Source organism: Micromonospora sp. I033 (assembly GCF_053890995.1).
The window spans coordinates 1-15,215 of record NZ_JBSSLX010000009.1; the positions used below are offsets into that span (position 1 = coordinate 1).

Sequence of the window (15,215 nt, forward strand, 5' to 3'; positions counted from 1 at the left end):
CAGCGCCCCGGCGCCGCCGGCCTACCAGCCGGCCCCGGCGGTCGAGCCGACCGCGGCGGCCCGGCCGGCCCGGGCGGCCGAGGCGCCGATCTTCCGGGAGATGGAGGCGGTCTGGTTCCGCTCGCACGGCGAGGACGAGACCACCATCTTCACCCGCCCCCGGTTCGACGACGAGCCGGCGCCGGCCCCGGCGCAGCCCGCCGCGGCCGCACAGCCCGCCGGCGCGTCGCCGCTGCCGCCGCTGCCGACCCGCACCCCGGGCGCCGGGGCGGCGGGGCTGACCACACCACCGTCCTCCACCCCCCCCGCGGTGCCGTCGCCGCCGCCCGCCCCGGCCGTACCGGCACCGGCACCCACGCCGCCGCCGATCGACCCGGCGGCCTGGCGGACGGCCGCCGACGAGGGGTGGTCGCGGGCCAGCAGGGCCGCGGAGCCCAGCAACGGCGGCACCACCCGTTCCGGCCTGCCCAAGCGGGTGCCGCAGGCCCAGCTCGTGCCCGGTGGCATCGAGCCGAAGGGCAGCCGGGCCAGCGCCCGGCGCACCCCGGACGAAGTACGCGGCCTGCTGTCGGCCTACCACCGCGGTGTGCAGCGGGGTCGGACGGCCGGCGCGGACCTGAACAGCACCTCGACCAAGGAGACGAACCGATGAACAGGCCAGCGGCCATGCAGGACATGGGTTGGCTGCTCACCAACTTCGCCGACAGCGTGGCGGGCATCGCCCACGTGGTGGCGGTGTCCGCGGACGGGCTGCTGCTCGCCTCCTCCCGCGACCTGCCGGGGGACCGGGCCGACCAGCTCGCCGCGATCACCTCCGGCGTGGTGAGCCTGACCGAGGGCGCGGCCCGGATGTTCAGCGCCGGCGGAGTGCTCCAGACCGTCATCGAGATGGACAGCGGATACCTCTTCCTCATGTCCATCAGCGACGGCTCGTCGATGGCCGTGCTGGCCGCGCGGAGCTGCGACGTCGGTCAGGTGGGCTACGAGATGGCGCTGCTGGTGGAACGGGTCGGCCAGGCGCTGGTCCCGCTGCCGAGGGACGCCGTCCGGCCCTGACCGGCCGTCCGGTGACCTGGTGATCCGGAGCCCGTCCGGCTCCGTACGAGGGGAGGTGATCGCGAGATGGAACCACGACGAGATCCGCGTGGCGCGCTGGTGCGACCGTACGCGGTCACCCGTGGCCGCACCGAGCCGTTGCAGGACATCGCGCTCGAAGCGGTGCTGTCGTGCACGCCCACCCAGTCGGCCGAGGCGCGGTTCGCCGGGCACGACAAGTACCGCATCGCCTCGGTCTGCGAGGGCCGGGCACAGTCGCTGGCGGAGATCGCCGCTTACACCCGGATGCCGCTGGGCGTCACCCGGGTGCTGGTCGCCGACCTGGTGGCCGAGGGCCTGCTGACGCTACACACTGCCGCTCCCGCGACGGGCTTCGCGGCGCGGATGAACCTGCTTGGAAGGGTGCTAAGTGGACTTCGCGAACTATGACCCCGCCGGGGCGAACCGCAGCCGGGAGATCATCTCCGCGAAGATCGTCATCGCGGGCGGCTTCGGGGTGGGCAAGACCACCCTGGTGGGCGCGATCTCCGAGATCCAGCCGCTGACCACCGAGGCGCTGATGACCGCCGCGGGCGTCGGCATCGACGACCCGTCGAAGGTGCCCGGCAAGGAGACCACGACGGTCGCCATGGACTTCGGCCGGATCACCATGGCCGAGGACCTGATCCTCTATCTCTTCGGCACGCCGGGCCAGACCCGCTTCTGGTTCATGTGGGACGAGATCATCCGGGGAGCGGTGGGCGCGGCCGTGCTGGTGGACACCCGCCGGATCACCGACGCCTTCGCGCCGCTGGACTACTTCGAGAACCGCAACCTGCCGTACGTGGTGGCGCTGAACCGGTTCGACGACGCGCCGCAGTACGAGCTGGAGGAGGTCCGCGAGGCGCTGGCGATCTCGCCGGACGTGCCGCTGGTGATGTGCGACGCGCGGCGGCGCGACTCGGTCAAGCAGGTGCTGGTGACCGTGGTCGAGCACGCCATGCTCCGGCTCCAGGCCGAGCACGGCTTCGCGGCTCCGGTCGGCTGACCGGGCGTCCGGCGGCGGGTCAGTCGACCCGCAGCCGGTAGCCGCGCTTGACCACGGTCTGCACCACCTGGGGGGCGTCGAGCCCCACCCGCAGGCGGGCGACCGCCATTTCCACCGCGTGCTCGTCCGCGCCCCGGGGCAGGGTACGCAGCAGGGCGGTGCGGGACAGCACCTTCCCGGGCGAGGCCGCCAGCGCCCGCAGCACCGCCATCGGGGCCGGCGCGAGCGGCCGCAGCTCGCCGTCCACCACCGCGGCGTGGCCGCGCAGGGTCAGCAGGTGCCCGCCGGCCTTCACGCTCACGGTCCGGCGGGGCAGCTCGTCGACGATGGTCCGGACCAGGGCGCCGAGCCGGGCCCGGTTCGGGGCGCTCACCGGCACCCCCCGCCGCACCAGCGGCTCGGCGGTGACCGCCCCGACGCAGCTGGCCAGCACGTCCCCGCGCAGGGCCGCCAGCACCGTCTCGGTCCGTTCCCCGGCCGCGCGCAGCATCGCCTCGGCCGCCGGGGCGGAGGTGAACGTGACCGCGTCGACCATCCGCCCGGCGACCAGGTCGATCAGCCGGTGCAGGGGCGCCGGATCGGTCGGCGGCGCCCAGCGGTAGACCGGCACCTCGATGACCGTGGCCCCGGCCGACTCCAGCGCCTCGGTGCACTCCGGCTGCCGTTCGCCGTGCAGTTGCAGCGCGATGACCTGGCCGGCCACCCCGCGCTCGACCAGGTGCTCGACCACCTCGTCGCAGCTCTCCGAGGTGGGGGACCAGTGCTCGCGCAGCCCGGCCGCCCGGATCGCCCCGGTCGCCTTGGGACCGCGGGCCACCACGTACGACCGGGCCAGCACCCCGCGCAGCGGCTCGGCCAGCCCCCAGCCCTCGGCCGCCTCCAGCCAGCCGCGCATCCCGATGCCGGTGTTCGCCATCAGCACGTCCGGCGGGCGCTCCAGGCAGGTCCGGGTGGCCTCGCGCAGGTCGGTGTCGTCGGCCAGCGGCACGATCCGTAACGCCGGGGCGAGTACCACCCGGGCGCCGCGCCGCTGGAGCAGCGCCGCCAGTTCGTCGCGTCGCCGGTCCGCGGTGACCCCGATGGTGAAGCCGGCGAGTTCGTCGCGCATTCACTCCTCCTGTCGCAACCGCACCTCGACCAGTCCGTCCCGGCAGCGCGCCTCGTGCCGCCGCAGCGCCACGCCCGGGAGGTCCAGGCACCGCCCGGTGGTCAGGTCGTAGACCTGCTTGTGCAGCGGCGAGGCGAGCGTCGGCAGGCCGCCGCGGCTGCCCACGATGCCCCGGGACATCACCTGCGCGCCGCCGACCGGGTCGAGGTTGTCGACCGCGTACAGCTCGCCGCCGGTGCGGAAGAGGGCCACCTGCACCCCGTCCACCAGGGCGGCCACGCCCCGGTCCGGGTCCAGCCGGTCCAGCGGGCAGACCGCCGTCCAGGCCAGCATGGTCGGGGCGCTCATCGCCGCACCTCCGGGAGGCCGAGCGCGACCGGCTGGCGGCGGCCGTCGCCGCCCGGCGGGGCGCCGCGGGCCGGCACCGGCTGGCCGCGTTCCACCGCGAAGGTGATGGACGGGTCGGGCACGTCGGGGGCGTTGACGAAGGAGGTGAAGCGGCGCAGCCGCTCCGGGTCCTCCAGCACGTCCCGCCACTCGTCGGAGTACGCGGCGACGTGCCGGGCCATGGCCGCGTCGAGGTCGGCGCAGAGCCCGAGCGAGTCGTCCACGAGCACCGCCCGGAGGTGGTCGAGGCCGCCGTCCATCGCCTCGATCCAGGCGGCGGTGCGCTGCAACCGGTCGGCGGTGCGGATGTAGTACATGAGAAACCGGTCGATCAGCCGGATCAGCGCCTCCGTGGACAGGTCGGTGGCGAACAGGTCGGCGTGCCGGGGGCGGAAGCCGCCGTTGCCGCCGACGTAGAGGTTCCAGCCGGTCTCGGTGGCGATGATGCCGAAGTCCTTGCTGCGTGCCTCGGCGCACTCCCGGGCGCAGCCGGAAACGGCCGACTTGAGCTTGTGCGGGGCACGCAGGCCCCGGTAGCGCAGCTCGAGCGTGACGGCCAGCCCGACCGAGTCCTGCACCCCGTACCGGCACCAGGTCTCGCCGACGCAGGACTTCACCGTGCGCAGCGCCTTGCCGTACGCGTGGCCGGACTCGAAGCCGGCGTCCACGAGCCGGCGCCAGATCTGCGGGAGCTGCTCGACCCGCGCGCCGAACAGGTCGATCCGCTGCCCGCCGGTGATCTTGGTGTAGAGCCGGAAGTCCCGGGCCACCTCGCCGATCACGATCAGCTTCTCCGGGGTGATCTCCCCGCCGGGGATCCGCGGCACCACCGAGTAGCTGCCGTCGCGTTGCAGGTTGGCCAGGAAGTGGTCGTTGGTGTCCTGGAGGGACGCCTGCTCGCCGTCGAGCACGTGCCCGGTGCCGAGCGAGGCGAGGATCGAGGCCACCACCGGCTTGCAGATGTCGCAGCCGCGCCCCCGCCCGTGCTCGGCGATGAGCCGGGAGAAGGTGCGGATGCCCCGGACCCGGACGATGTCGAACAGCTCCTGCCGGCTGGCGTCGAAGTGCTCGCAGAGCGCGGTGGACTGCCGCACCCCGGCCGCGTCGAGGAGCTGCTTCAGCATCGGCACGCAGGAGCCGCAGCTCGTCCCGGCCCGGGTGCACGCCTTCAACGCCGGCACGTCGGTCGCCCCGCCGGCGATCGCCGCGTCCAGGTCGGCCCGGGTCACCGCGTTGCAGGAGCAGACCTGCGCGGCGGCCGGCAGCGCGCCGGCCCCGGCGCCCGCGCCGCCGGCCGGGGCCAGCAGCGCCAGCGGGGGAGCGGGCAACGGCCCGCCGACACTCGCCCGCAGCGTCGGGTACGCGCTCGCGTCGCCCACCAGCACGCCGCCGAGCAGCGTCGTCGCGTCGTCGGAGAGGACCAGCTTCGCGTACGCCCGGGTGGCCGGGTCGGTGAACGTGACGTCGAGGCAGCCCGGGGTGACGCCGTGCGCGTCGCCGAACGAGGCCACGTCCACGCCGAGCAGCTTCAGCTTGGTGGCGGTGTCCGCGCCGGGGAAGGTGGCCGCCCCGCCGAGCAGGCGGTCGGCGACCACCTCGGCGGTCGCGTACCCGGGGGCCACCAGGCCGTGGCACGTGCCGTCCACAGCGGCGCACTCGCCGACCGCCCAGATCCGCTCGTCCCCGGTCCGGCAGCCCGCGTCGACCAGCACCCCGCCGCGCGGACCGACCGGCAGCCCGGCCGCCCGGGCCAGCTCGTCCCGGGGCCGGATGCCGGCGGCCACCACGACCAGCTCCGCCCCGACCGTGCGCCCGTCGGCGAGTTCCAGCGCGCCGACCGTCCCGTCCGGGCCGGGGCGCAGCGCGCTGGTGGCCACCCCGAGGTACGTCGTGACGCCCAGTTCCTCGACGTAGCGGCGGAGCATCGCCCCGCCCGCCTCGTCCACCTGCACCGGCATCAGCCGGGGCGCGAACTCGACGACGCTGGTGTCCAGGCCCAGCAGGCGCAGCGCGTTCGCCGCCTCCAGGCCGAGCAGCCCGCCCCCGATCACCGCCCCGGTGCGCCGACCCTCGGCGTGCGCCCGGATCGCCGCCAGGTCGTCAAGCGTCCGGTAGACGAAGACCCCCGGCAGGGCGGTGCCCTCGATCGGGGGCACGAACGCGGACGAGCCGGTGGCCAGCACCAGCGCGTCGTACGGGTGCTCGCCGGTTGCGGTCCGCACCACCCGCCGCGCCCGGTCGACGGCCAGCGCCGGCTCGCCCAGCCGCAGCTCCACCCCGTCGTCGGGGGTGTGCAGGTTCAGCTCCTCGGCGCTGACGCCATCGAAGAAGGCCGAGAGCCGCACCCGGTCGTACGCCGGCCGCCGCTCCTCGCCGAGCACCGTGACCTGCCAGCGCCGCTCCTGGTCCCGGGCCCGCAACGCCTCGACGAAGCGCTGCCCGACCATGCCGTTGCCGACGACCACCAGCCTGCCGCCGTTCATCGCGTCACCTCCACCGCGTCGCGGTCCATCCCCGCGCTCCGTTCCTGTGCCGCCACCGGATCCACCTCGGCGAGCCACCCGGCGATGCCGGTCACCGCGTCGCGGCAGCCGCCGCAGCCGGTGGCCGCCCGGGTCGCCGCGGACAGCTCCGCCACGGTCCGGGCGCCGGCGCGCCAGCACGCCACCAGGTCGCCCTTGCTGACGTCGTTGCACTGGCACACCGTGGCCGCGTCCGGCATCAGCGCCGGGGACGCGGCGGGGGTGGCCGGCGTGGCGCCGAACGCCCGCCCGAGCAGCAGCGACCGCCGGTCCGTCGGCACCGGCGCGCCCCGGTCGAAGAGCTGCACCACGGTGCCGACCGCCGGGTTGTCGCCGAGCAGGATCGCCCCGGTCAGCCGCTCGTCGCGGATCCGCAGCCGGGCGTACGTGCCCCGCGCCGGGTCGGCGAAGGTCAGCTCCTCGACCGGCCCGCCCCCGTCCGGGGCGCCGGCGGCGTCGCCCATCGCGGCCAGGTCGATGCCGGCCGCCTTGAGCCGGGTCACCACCGGCCGCGGCCGGTAGCGGACCAGCGGGTCGTCGCCGGTCAGCACATCGGCCACCACCCGGGCCTGCGCCCACGCCGGGGCGACCAGGCCGGTCAGCGTCCCGTCGTGCTGGGCGCAGTCGCCGATCGCCGAGATCCGCCGGTCGCTGGTGCGCATCCGGTCGTCCACCACGACACCCCGCTCGACGGCCAGCCCGGCGGCGGCGGCCAGCGCGGTGTCCGGGCGGACGCCGCAGGAGAGGACCAGCAGGTCGGCCGCGAGCGAGTCGCCGTCGCCGAGGTCGAGGCGGACGCCGTCCGCGTCGGCGGCCACCCCGGTCGCCATGACCCCCAGCCGGGTGCGCACGCCGAGTTCGGCGAGGGTGCCGGCGAGGACCGCGCCGGCCGGCGGGTCGAGCTGTCGTTCCATGAGGTGCCCGACCGCGTGGACCACCGTCACGGCCAGGCCCCGGGCGGCGAGCCCGCGGGCCGCCTCCAGCCCGAGCAGCCCGCCGCCGAGCACCAGCGCGCTGCGGGCGCCCCGGGCGGCGGCGAGGATCCGCCGGCAGTCGTCCAGGGTGCGGAAGGGGACCACCCGGTCGGGGAGCGGGTCGAGCCCGGGCAGCGGCGGCACCAGGGCCAGGCTGCCGGTGGCCAGGACGAGATGGTCGTAGCGGTGCCGGTCGCCGTCGGCGGTGCGTACCTCGTTGGCGGCCCGGTCGATGGCGGTGACGGCCGTGCCGGTCCGCACGTCGGCGCCCTGCCCGGCGACCTCCGCCAGCTCCACGTCCGGCTCGTCGATCTTCCCGGCGAGCAGGGTGGAGAGCATGATCCGGTTGTACGCCCGGTGCGGCTCCGCCCCGAGCACGGTGACCTTCCGGTCCCCGCCCCGGGCGTGCAGTTCGGCGGCGAGGCGGGCGCCCGCCATGCCGTATCCCACGATGACGATGCGCTCGGTCATGCCTTCTCCACCCGGACGGCGCAGATCTTGAACTCGGGCATCCCGGAGACCGGGTCGACGGCGTCGTTGGTGACCGAGTTGGCCCGCGCCGCGCCCGGCCAGTGGAACGGCGCGAAGACGGTGTCCGGCCGGATCGCCGGGCTGAGCCGGGCCGGCGCGCGCAGCTCGCCCCGGCGGGAGACCACCCGGACCTCCTCGCCCTCGGCCACGCCGAGCCGGCCGGCCAGGTCGGGGTGCAGCTCGACGAAGCCACCGGGGGCGGCCCGGCGCAGCGCGGCGACCCGCCGGGTCTGCGCGCCGGACTGGTAGTGGGCGAGCACCCGGCCGGTGGTGAAGTGCAGCGGGTAGTCGGCGCAGACCGGCTCCGCGGCCGGCCGGTGGGTCACGGCGCGGAACCGGGCCCGGCCGTCCGGGGTGGGGAACCGGTCGGCGAAGAGGCGGGGGCTGTCCGGCCCGTCCTCGTCCGGGCAGGGCCAGAAGACGCCGGTGTCGGCGTCGATCCGGTCCCAGCTCACCCCGGCGTAGTCGGCGGGCCCGCCGGCCGAGGCGCGGCGCAGCTCGGCGAAGACCGCCGCCGGGTCGGTGGGGAACGCGCCGGGCGCGTCGAGGCGGGCCGCCAGCCCGGCGAGGACGGCCAGGTCGGAGCGGACCCCGGGCGGCGGCTCGCGCAACGCGCGGCGGCGCAGCACCCGGCCCTCCAGATTGGTCATCGTGCCGTCCTCCTCGGCCCACTGGGCGACGGGCAGCACCACGTCGGCCAGGTCGGCGGTCTCCGAGCGCAGGAAGTCGGCCACCACCAGCAGGTCCAGGTCGCGCAGCCGGGACTCGACCCGGGCCGCGCGGGGTGCGGACACCACCGGGTTGGAGCCGAACACCAGCAGGGCCCGCGGGCCGTGCGCGGTGCCGAGCGAGTCGAGGAGCTGGTAGGCCGGTACGCCGGGTCCGGGCAGCGTCGCGGGGTCGACGCCCCACACCCCGGCCACGTGCTCCCGGGCGGCGGGGTCGTCGATCCGCCGGTAGCCGGGGAGCTGGTCGGCCTTCTGCCCGTGCTCCCGGCCGCCCTGCCCGTTGCCCTGTCCGGTGAGGCAGCCGTACCCGGAGCCGGGGCGGCCGGGCAGGCCCAGGGCGAGCGCCAGGTTGATGAACGCGCTGACCGTGTCCACGCCCTTGGCGTGCTGCTCCGCGCCCCGGGCGGTGAGGATGATCGCGCGCCCCGCGGTGGCCAGCGCCCGGGCGGTCGCCTCCAGGTCGGCCACCGGCACGCCGGAGAGGCGCTCCGCCTCGGCCGGCCAGCAGCCGGCCACGGTCCGCCGGACCTCGTCGAAGCCGGTGGTCCGGTCGGCCACGTACGCCCGGTCGAGCCAGCCCTCGGTGAGCGCGATGTGCAGCAGCGCGTTGGCCACCGCCAGGTCGGTGCCGGGCAGCGGTTGCAGGTGCAGGTCGGCCTGGCGGGCGGTCGCGGTCAGCCGGGGGTCGACCACGATCAGCCGGCCGCCCCGCTCCCGCTGGTCGGCGAGGTGGCGCATCAGCGGCGGCATGGTCTCCGCCGGGTTCGCGCCGACGAGCAGCAGGGTGTCCGCCCGACCCAGGTCGGCGAGGGGGAAGGGGAGCCCCCGGTCGACGCCGAAGGCACGCATCCCGGCCGCCGCGGCCGACGACATGCACCAGCGTCCGTTGTAGTCGATGTGCCGGGTGCCCAGCGCCACCCGGGCGAACTTGCCGAGCGCGTACGCCTTCTCGTTGGTCAGCCCGCCGCCGCCGAAGACCGCGACCGCGTCCCGCCCGTGCCGCTCCTGGACCGCCCGCAGCCCGGCGGTCACCCGGTCGAGCGCCTCGTCCCAGCTCGCCGGGCGCAGCTCGCCGCCAGGCCGGTCGCGCAGCAGCGGGGTGGTCAGCCGGTCGGGGTGGTCGAGCAGGTCGGCGGCGGTCCAGCCCTTCTGGCAGAGGCCGCCGCGGTTGGTGGGGAAGTCCCGGGCCGCGACCTCGATCCCCGCCCCGGTCTCGCGCAGCACCATGCCGCACTGGAGCGCGCAGTACGGGCAGTGCGTGGCCGCCTCCCGGGGCCGTACCCCCGATCGCGTCGCCAGGCGTGCACCGTCTGTCATGTCGGCAAAGCGTGCCGGGGGGCGGTTACCGGTCCGGGTCCCTTCTGTTTCGGTCCTGTCAAGAGCACCTCACACCGCCCGGGAGTGACGGGTCGGTCCGCAGGGCTTAGAATGTGGGACAAATATCTCGAATAATGGGAGGCGCGATGAGTGTGGCGGACGCTTTCGACGCGGTGGCCGGGAGCTACGACGCGGCCCGGCGCCGGCTGGTGCCCTGCTTCGACGCCTTCTACGGCACGGCCGTCGAGGTGGCCGCGCCGCCGCTGCGGGCGGCGCTCGCGTCGGGGCGTACCCCCGAGGTGCTGGACCTGGGCGCGGGCACCGGCCTGCTCTCCCTGCTGCTGGCCGCGGCCGTTCCCGGGGTCCGGCTGACCCTGGTCGACGCGGCGCCCGGCATGCTCGCGGTGGCCACCGGCCACCTGGCCGCCCGCGGGGTTCCGCACCGCACGGTGCTCGCCGACCTGGCCGACCCGCTGCCCGCCGGTCGCTACGACGCGGTGGTCTCCGCGCTGGCCATCCACCACCTCGACGACGGCGGCAAGCGGGCGCTCTACCGGCGGGCGGCCGAGGCGCTGGCGCCGGGCGGCGTCCTCGTCAACGCCGAGCAGGTGGCCGGCCCGACCCCCGCGCTGGACCGGCGCTACGACGAGGTCTGGACGGCCCGGATCACCGAGTTGGGCTCGGACGCCGCGGAGATCGCCGGGGCCCGGGAGCGGATGCGGCACGACCGGCCGGCGCCGGTGGCCGACCAGTGCCGCTGGCTCGCCGAGGCGGGCCTGGTCGACGTGGACTGCTTCTTCAAGGAGTGGCGGTTCGCGGTGTTCGGCGGCCGGCGCCCCTGAGCGTGGCCGGGTGTCCGGTTCGGCGACCGGTGCGAGCGGGGATGACTGGCGGTCATACCAGTGGGTAATCTCTCCGGCATGACCGCCAAGGTGACACTGTCGTTCTCCGACGAGACGATCGAGGAGGCGCGCCGGTTCGCCAAGCGGGAAGGGCTCTCCCTCTCCGCCTGGATGGACCAGGCCGCCCGGGAGAAGGCGCTGCGCGAGGTCTTCACCGCGCACGCCGAGGCGGTCGCCCGCGCCGGCCTGGACCTCGAGTCCGCCGCCCTGGCCGACGCCCAGGAGGCCGCGCTGGTCGACGACGCGCTGTTCGGCGGCGGGCGACCGCGTGCTGCGTAGGGGAGAGGTCTGGCGCATCTCCGGCGCCCGGGAACGGCTCGGCCTGGTCATCAGCTCCGACGTCTACAACTCCACCGCGGTGCCGATCGTGATCGTCGTCGAGGTGGTCGAGGAGTCGCTGCTGCGCGACTCGCCCCTGGCCGTGCCGATGGGTGGCTACGTGGTGATGCCCGACCGGCTCTCCTCGCCCATGAAGAAGTGGTTCACCGAGTGCGTGGACGTCGCCGACACCGAGACCATGCAGCGGGTCGGCCGCGCCCTGCGCATCCTCCAGGAGATCTAGGCGCTTCACCACCGCCCTCCGGCGGACGTGCGATCTCCGTTTCCGGACCGACCCGGGACGGGCACGGCCGGGAAACCGCCCGTTCCTAGCGTCCCCCTCGTCACCGACGAGGAGGAGTCGCCGTGAGCACGCTCGCTTCCCCCACCACCCCGACCCCGGCCGCCGCCGGGGCCCCGGGGCGGATCACCGAATGGCGCCCGGAGGATCCGGAGTTCTGGGCCACGACCGGCGCGCCGGTCGCCCGCCGCAACCTGTACGTCTCGATCTTCGCCGAGCACGTCGGCTTCTCCGTGTGGAGTCTCTGGTCGGTGATGGTGCTCTTCCTGGGCCCCGAGTACGGCATCGACCCGGCCGGGAAGTTCCTGCTCACCGCCGTGCCGGCGGCGCTGGGCGCGGTGCTGCGGCTGCCCTACACCCTGGCCGTGGCCCGCTTCGGCGGGCGGAACTGGACCATCGTGAGCGCGCTGCTGCTGCTGGTGCCGGCGGTGCCCATGGCGGTGCTGATCGAGCCCGGCGTGTCGTACGCCACGCTCATGGTGCTGGCCTGCCTGACCGGCGTCGGCGGCGGCAACTTCGCCTCCTCCATGGCGAACATCAACCTGTTCTTCCCCGAGCGGCTCAAGGGCCGGGCGCTCGGGCTCAACGCCGGCGGCGGGAACCTCGGCGTGCCGGCCGTGCAGCTCGTCGGGCTGGCGGTGCTGGCCACCGCCGGAGCCGCGTACCCCCGGCTGGTGCCGGCGGTCTACCTGCCGCTGATCGTGCTCGCGGCGCTGGCCGCGGCGCGCGGGCTGGACAACATCCCCGGGGCGCGGAACGAGCCCGGCGCGCTGCGCGCGGCCGCCCGCGACCCGCACACCTGGGTGATGTCCCTGCTCTACATCGGCACCTTCGGCTCCTTCATCGGCTTCGGCTTCGCCTTCGGCCAGGTGCTCCAGCTCCAGTTCCACGAGCGGTTCCCGACCCCGGTCGACGCCGCCTGGCTCACCTTCCTCGGGCCGCTGATCGGCTCGCTGATCCGGCCGTTCGGCGGCCAGCTCGCCGACCGGCTCGGCGGGGCCCGGGTCACCTTCTGGAACTTCGTGGCGATGGCCGCCGGGGCCGGGCTGGTGCTGTACGCCGCCCGGGACCGGTCCTTCCCGCTCTACCTGACCGGGTTCCTGGCGCTCTTCGTGTTCTCGGGGATCGGCAACGGGTCGACGTACAAGATGATCCCGGCGATCTTCCGGGCCCGGGCGGCCGCCGAGGCGGAGCTGACCGGCGACCGGGAGGCGGCCGAGCGGCGGGCCCGGCGCCTCTCCGGGGCGCTCATCGGGATCGCCGGGGCGGTCGGCGCCTCGGGCGGGGTGCTGGTGAACGTGGCGTTCCGCCAGTCGTTCCTGACCGCCGGCACCGCCGACGCCGCCTACCTGGCCTTCATCGGCTGGTACGCCCTCTGCTTCCTGGTGACCTGGGTGGTCTACCTGCGGCCGGGTCCGCGTAAGCTGGCCGGCGTGTGACCTCCGCCATGGGGAAAGGCGCAGGCCACGCGGGGTGACACCCCGTTTTGACCTGCCGCCGGGCGGCCGGGTATCGTTGCCTGCTGTTGTACGACATTCTTAGGCGTGCCGCATCAGGTACGCTTGGTCGTTCGTGCGCGCCTGGTCACCTCGGCGCGCGACCCCAGACCGACGACGAGACAAGGTAGACCTGTGCGTACGTACAGCCCGAAGCCGGGTGAGATCGAGCGTCAGTGGCACGTCATCGACGCCTCTGATGTCGTGCTGGGCCGCCTCGCGACCCACGCCGCCACGCTGCTGCGTGGCAAGCACAAGCCGACTTTCGCGCCGCACGTCGACACGGGCGACTTCGTCGTCATCGTGAACGCGGGCAAGGTCGCGCTGACCGGCAACAAGCGCCAGACCAAGATCGCTTACCGCCACTCCGGCTACCCGGGTGGTCTGAAGCGGGTCGGCTACGACGAGCTGCTGACCAAGCGGCCCGAGCGGGCCATCGAGCTGGCCGTGAAGGGCATGCTCCCGCACAACAAGCTGGGCCGTCAGATTCTCAAGAAGCTGAAGGTCTACGCCGGTGCCGAGCACCCGCACGGCGCGCAGCAGCCGGTGCCGTTCGAGATCAAGCAGATCGCGCAGTGAGCGCGGGCGAAGGAAGCAGCATGACCGACATCACCGCCACCGAGGTCGCCCCCGAGGCCACCGAGGCGCCGGCGCCCGTCGCGCGCGCGCCTCGTGGCGACCGCCCGATCCAGACCGTGGGTCGGCGCAAGGAGGCCATCGTCCGGGTCCGCATCGTCCCGGGCAGCGGCAAGATCACCTGCAACGGCCGCGACCTCGAGGCCTACTTCCCGAGCAAGGTGCACCAGCAGCTCATCAAGGACCCGCTGGTCACCGCCGAGAAGCCCGAGGCCTTCGACGTGATCGCCAACCTGCGGGGCGGCGGCACCACCGGCCAGGCCGGCGCGCTGCGGCTCGCCATCGCCCGGGCGCTGATCGTCAGCGAGCCCGACGACCGCCCGGCGCTGAAGAAGGCCGGCTTCCTGACCCGTGACGCCCGGGTCAAGGAGAGCAAGAAGTACGGCCTCAAGAAGGCCCGTAAGGCTCCCCAGTACTCGAAGCGCTGATCACCAGCAGCGCCTTGTACTTCTGACGGACGGCCGGGTCCGCCTCCCTTCCCGGGAGGTGGCCCGGCCGTTCCGCTTTCTCCTCTCAACGGCAGTTCATCGGAGGTTGGCGGGTATGGGCCGGTTGTTCGGCACGGACGGCGTACGCGGGCGGGCGAACGCGGATCTCACCCCGGAGTTGGCGCTCGCGGTGGCGGTGGCCGCCGCCCACACGCTGGCCGAGACCGACAAGAGCCATCCGCCGCTCGCCGTGGTCGGCCGGGACACCCGGGCCAGCGGCGAGATGCTGGAGGCCGCCGTGGTCGCCGGGCTGACCAGCGCCGGCGCCAACGTGGTCCGGGTCGGCGTGCTGCCCACCCCCGCGGTGGCGTTCCTCACCGCCGAGGCCAAGGCCGACCTGGGCGTGATGCTCTCCGCCTCGCACAACCCGATGCCGGACAACGGGATCAAGCTCTTCGCCGCCGGCGGGCACAAGCTGCCCGACGAGATCGAGATGCGCATCGAGGCCGCCGTCGAGGCGAACGCCACCACCGCCTGGGAGCGCCCGATCGGCGCCGGCGTCGGCCGGGTGCACGACCTGCTCGACGGCGCCGACCACTACGTCCAGCACCTGGTCGGCACCGTGCCGCACCGGCTGGACGGGATCAAGGTCGTGGTCGACTGCGCCAACGGCGCGGCCGCCGACGTCGCCCCGGTGGCGTACCGGGAGGCCGGCGCCGAGGTCATCGCCATCTACGCCGAGCCGGACGGCCTGAACATCAACGACGAGTGCGGCTCCAACCACATCGACGCGCTGCGCGCCGCCGTGGTCGAGCACGGCGCGCACCTCGGCATCGCCCACGACGGCGACGCCGACCGCTGTGTCGCGGTCACCGCCGACGGCGAGGAGGTCGACGGCGACCAGGTCATGGCGATCCTCGCCCTGGCCATGCGGGAGGCCGGCGAGCTGACCCAGGACACCCTGGTCGCCACCGTGATGAGCAACCTCGGCCTGCGGCTGGCCATGTCCGCGCAGGGCATCCGGCTGGTCGAGACCAAGGTCGGCGACCGGTACGTGCTGGAGGAGCTGCGCGCCTCCGGCCTGGCGCTGGGCGGCGAGCAGAGCGGGCACATCGTGATGCCGGCGTACGCGACCACCGGCGACGGCGTGCTCACCGGCCTGCACCTGATGTCGCGGATGGCCGCCACCGGCAAGTCCCTCGCCGACCTGGCCGCCGTGGTCACCAAGCTGCCCCAGGTGCTGATCAACGTGCCGGTCGGCGACCGCACCGTCGGCGCCGCCGCGCCGGCCGTCCGCGCCGAGGTGGAGCGGGCCGAGGCCGAGCTGGGCGAGACCGGCCGGGTGCTGCTCCGCCCGTCGGGCACCGAGCCGCTGGTCCGCGTCATGGTCGAGGCCGCCACCGAGGCGACCGCCCGCTCCGTCGCCGAGCGCATCGCCGAGCAGGTCCGCAGCGCCAGCCCGGTGGGCTGACGGCAGTTGTTCG

Annotated in this window: 15 protein-coding genes and 1 pseudogene; 11 read left to right on the forward strand and 5 right to left on the reverse strand. The window is 74.9% G+C overall.

What is annotated here, in order from left to right:
- The 4 genes and pseudogenes from ACW0Q9_RS02920 to ACW0Q9_RS02935 form a co-directional block, all read left to right on the forward strand.
- Nucleotides 1-652 (forward strand): annotated as a pseudogene (locus tag ACW0Q9_RS02920) (ATPase); the annotation flags it as partial.
- Nucleotides 649-1,056: a roadblock/LC7 domain-containing protein gene (locus tag ACW0Q9_RS02925; RefSeq protein ID WP_091262735.1), complete on the forward strand. Its 408-nt coding sequence runs from the start codon at nt 649-651 to the stop codon at nt 1,054-1,056. The pseudogene ACW0Q9_RS02920 and the gene ACW0Q9_RS02925, both read left to right, overlap by 4 nt.
- A 66-nt stretch (nt 1,057-1,122) precedes the next feature.
- Entirely contained in the window at nt 1,123-1,485 is a 363-nt protein-coding gene (locus ACW0Q9_RS02930; RefSeq protein ID WP_456178290.1) for a DUF742 domain-containing protein, read from the forward strand.
- Nucleotides 1,466-2,083, forward strand: a complete 618-nt coding sequence (locus ACW0Q9_RS02935) for a GTP-binding protein (RefSeq protein WP_091262730.1) — start codon at nt 1,466-1,468, stop codon at nt 2,081-2,083. Before ACW0Q9_RS02930 ends, ACW0Q9_RS02935 begins: the two co-directional genes overlap by 20 nt.
- A 19-nt stretch (nt 2,084-2,102) precedes the next feature.
- Here the strand turns inward: ACW0Q9_RS02935 and ACW0Q9_RS02940 are convergent, their stop codons facing one another.
- The 5 genes from ACW0Q9_RS02940 to ACW0Q9_RS02960 are packed head-to-tail and all read right to left on the reverse strand — an operon-like array spanning nt 2,103 to nt 9,650.
- Nucleotides 2,103-3,191: a uroporphyrinogen-III synthase gene (locus ACW0Q9_RS02940; protein WP_456178291.1), complete on the reverse strand. Its 1,089-nt coding sequence runs from the start codon at nt 3,189-3,191 to the stop codon at nt 2,103-2,105.
- Complete coding sequence (gene nirD, locus ACW0Q9_RS02945; RefSeq protein ID WP_456178292.1) at nt 3,192-3,539, reverse strand: nitrite reductase small subunit NirD; 348 nt, start codon at nt 3,537-3,539, stop codon at nt 3,192-3,194.
- On the reverse strand, nt 3,536-6,061 hold the full coding sequence (nirB, locus tag ACW0Q9_RS02950) for a nitrite reductase large subunit NirB (protein ID WP_456178293.1): 2,526 nt from the start codon (nt 6,059-6,061) through the stop codon (nt 3,536-3,538). The genes nirD and nirB overlap by 4 nt, the downstream gene beginning before the upstream one ends.
- Nucleotides 6,058-7,545 (reverse strand): FAD-dependent oxidoreductase, encoded by a 1,488-nt coding sequence (locus tag ACW0Q9_RS02955; RefSeq protein ID WP_456178294.1) that lies wholly within the window; start codon nt 7,543-7,545, stop codon nt 6,058-6,060. The genes nirB and ACW0Q9_RS02955 overlap by 4 nt, the downstream gene beginning before the upstream one ends.
- Nucleotides 7,542-9,650: a molybdopterin oxidoreductase family protein gene (locus ACW0Q9_RS02960; RefSeq protein ID WP_456178295.1), complete on the reverse strand. Its 2,109-nt coding sequence runs from the start codon at nt 9,648-9,650 to the stop codon at nt 7,542-7,544. The genes ACW0Q9_RS02955 and ACW0Q9_RS02960 overlap by 4 nt, the downstream gene beginning before the upstream one ends.
- A 146-nt stretch (nt 9,651-9,796) precedes the next feature.
- Between ACW0Q9_RS02960 and ACW0Q9_RS02965 the strand changes: the two genes are divergently transcribed.
- From ACW0Q9_RS02965 to glmM, 7 genes are all read left to right on the forward strand, one after another.
- Entirely contained in the window at nt 9,797-10,492 is a 696-nt protein-coding gene (locus ACW0Q9_RS02965; RefSeq protein WP_456178296.1) for a class I SAM-dependent methyltransferase, read from the forward strand.
- A 78-nt stretch (nt 10,493-10,570) separates the two neighbouring features.
- Nucleotides 10,571-10,831, forward strand: coding sequence for a DUF6364 family protein (locus tag ACW0Q9_RS02970; RefSeq protein ID WP_189195456.1), 261 nt, complete (start codon nt 10,571-10,573; stop codon nt 10,829-10,831).
- A complete protein-coding gene (locus tag ACW0Q9_RS02975; protein WP_456178297.1) occupies nt 10,821-11,114 on the forward strand; it encodes a type II toxin-antitoxin system PemK/MazF family toxin in 294 nt (97 codons plus the stop codon). The genes ACW0Q9_RS02970 and ACW0Q9_RS02975 overlap by 11 nt, the downstream gene beginning before the upstream one ends.
- Nucleotides 11,115-11,236: 122 nt before the next feature.
- The gene (locus tag ACW0Q9_RS02980) at nt 11,237-12,610 is read left to right on the forward strand and encodes an MFS transporter (RefSeq protein ID WP_456178298.1); all 1,374 of its coding nucleotides are present in this window, start codon (nt 11,237-11,239) and stop codon (nt 12,608-12,610) included.
- A gap of 192 nt (nt 12,611-12,802) precedes the next feature.
- Entirely contained in the window at nt 12,803-13,246 is a 444-nt protein-coding gene (gene rplM / locus ACW0Q9_RS02985) for a 50S ribosomal protein L13 (RefSeq protein WP_456178299.1), read from the forward strand.
- Nucleotides 13,247-13,266: 20 nt separating this feature from the next.
- Entirely contained in the window at nt 13,267-13,731 is a 465-nt protein-coding gene (gene rpsI, locus ACW0Q9_RS02990) for a 30S ribosomal protein S9 (protein WP_088991922.1), read from the forward strand.
- A 115-nt stretch (nt 13,732-13,846) separates the two neighbouring features.
- Nucleotides 13,847-15,202, forward strand: coding sequence for a phosphoglucosamine mutase (gene glmM, locus ACW0Q9_RS02995; protein ID WP_456178300.1), 1,356 nt, complete (start codon nt 13,847-13,849; stop codon nt 15,200-15,202).
- Nucleotides 15,203-15,215 lie beyond the last annotated feature (13 nt).

Excerpts from the sequence above, each read along its gene's own strand:
- ACW0Q9_RS02925 (WP_091262735.1), top strand. The coding sequence starts at position 649 with ATGAACAGGCCAGCGGCCATGCAGGACATGGGTTGGCTGCTCACCAAC.
- ACW0Q9_RS02930 (WP_456178290.1), top strand. The coding sequence starts at position 1,123 with ATGGAACCACGACGAGATCCGCGTGGCGCGCTGGTGCGACCGTACGCG.
- ACW0Q9_RS02940 (WP_456178291.1), bottom strand. The coding sequence starts at position 3,191 with ATGCGCGACGAACTCGCCGGCTTCACCATCGGGGTCACCGCGGACCGG.
- nirD (WP_456178292.1), bottom strand. The coding sequence starts at position 3,539 with ATGAGCGCCCCGACCATGCTGGCCTGGACGGCGGTCTGCCCGCTGGAC.
- nirB (WP_456178293.1), bottom strand. The coding sequence starts at position 6,061 with ATGAACGGCGGCAGGCTGGTGGTCGTCGGCAACGGCATGGTCGGGCAG.
- ACW0Q9_RS02955 (WP_456178294.1), bottom strand. The coding sequence starts at position 7,545 with ATGACCGAGCGCATCGTCATCGTGGGATACGGCATGGCGGGCGCCCGC.
- ACW0Q9_RS02960 (WP_456178295.1), bottom strand. The coding sequence starts at position 9,650 with ATGACAGACGGTGCACGCCTGGCGACGCGATCGGGGGTACGGCCCCGG.
- ACW0Q9_RS02965 (WP_456178296.1), top strand. The coding sequence starts at position 9,797 with ATGAGTGTGGCGGACGCTTTCGACGCGGTGGCCGGGAGCTACGACGCG.
- ACW0Q9_RS02970 (WP_189195456.1), top strand. The coding sequence starts at position 10,571 with ATGACCGCCAAGGTGACACTGTCGTTCTCCGACGAGACGATCGAGGAG.
- rpsI (WP_088991922.1), top strand. The coding sequence starts at position 13,267 with ATGACCGACATCACCGCCACCGAGGTCGCCCCCGAGGCCACCGAGGCG.
- glmM (WP_456178300.1), top strand. The coding sequence starts at position 13,847 with ATGGGCCGGTTGTTCGGCACGGACGGCGTACGCGGGCGGGCGAACGCG.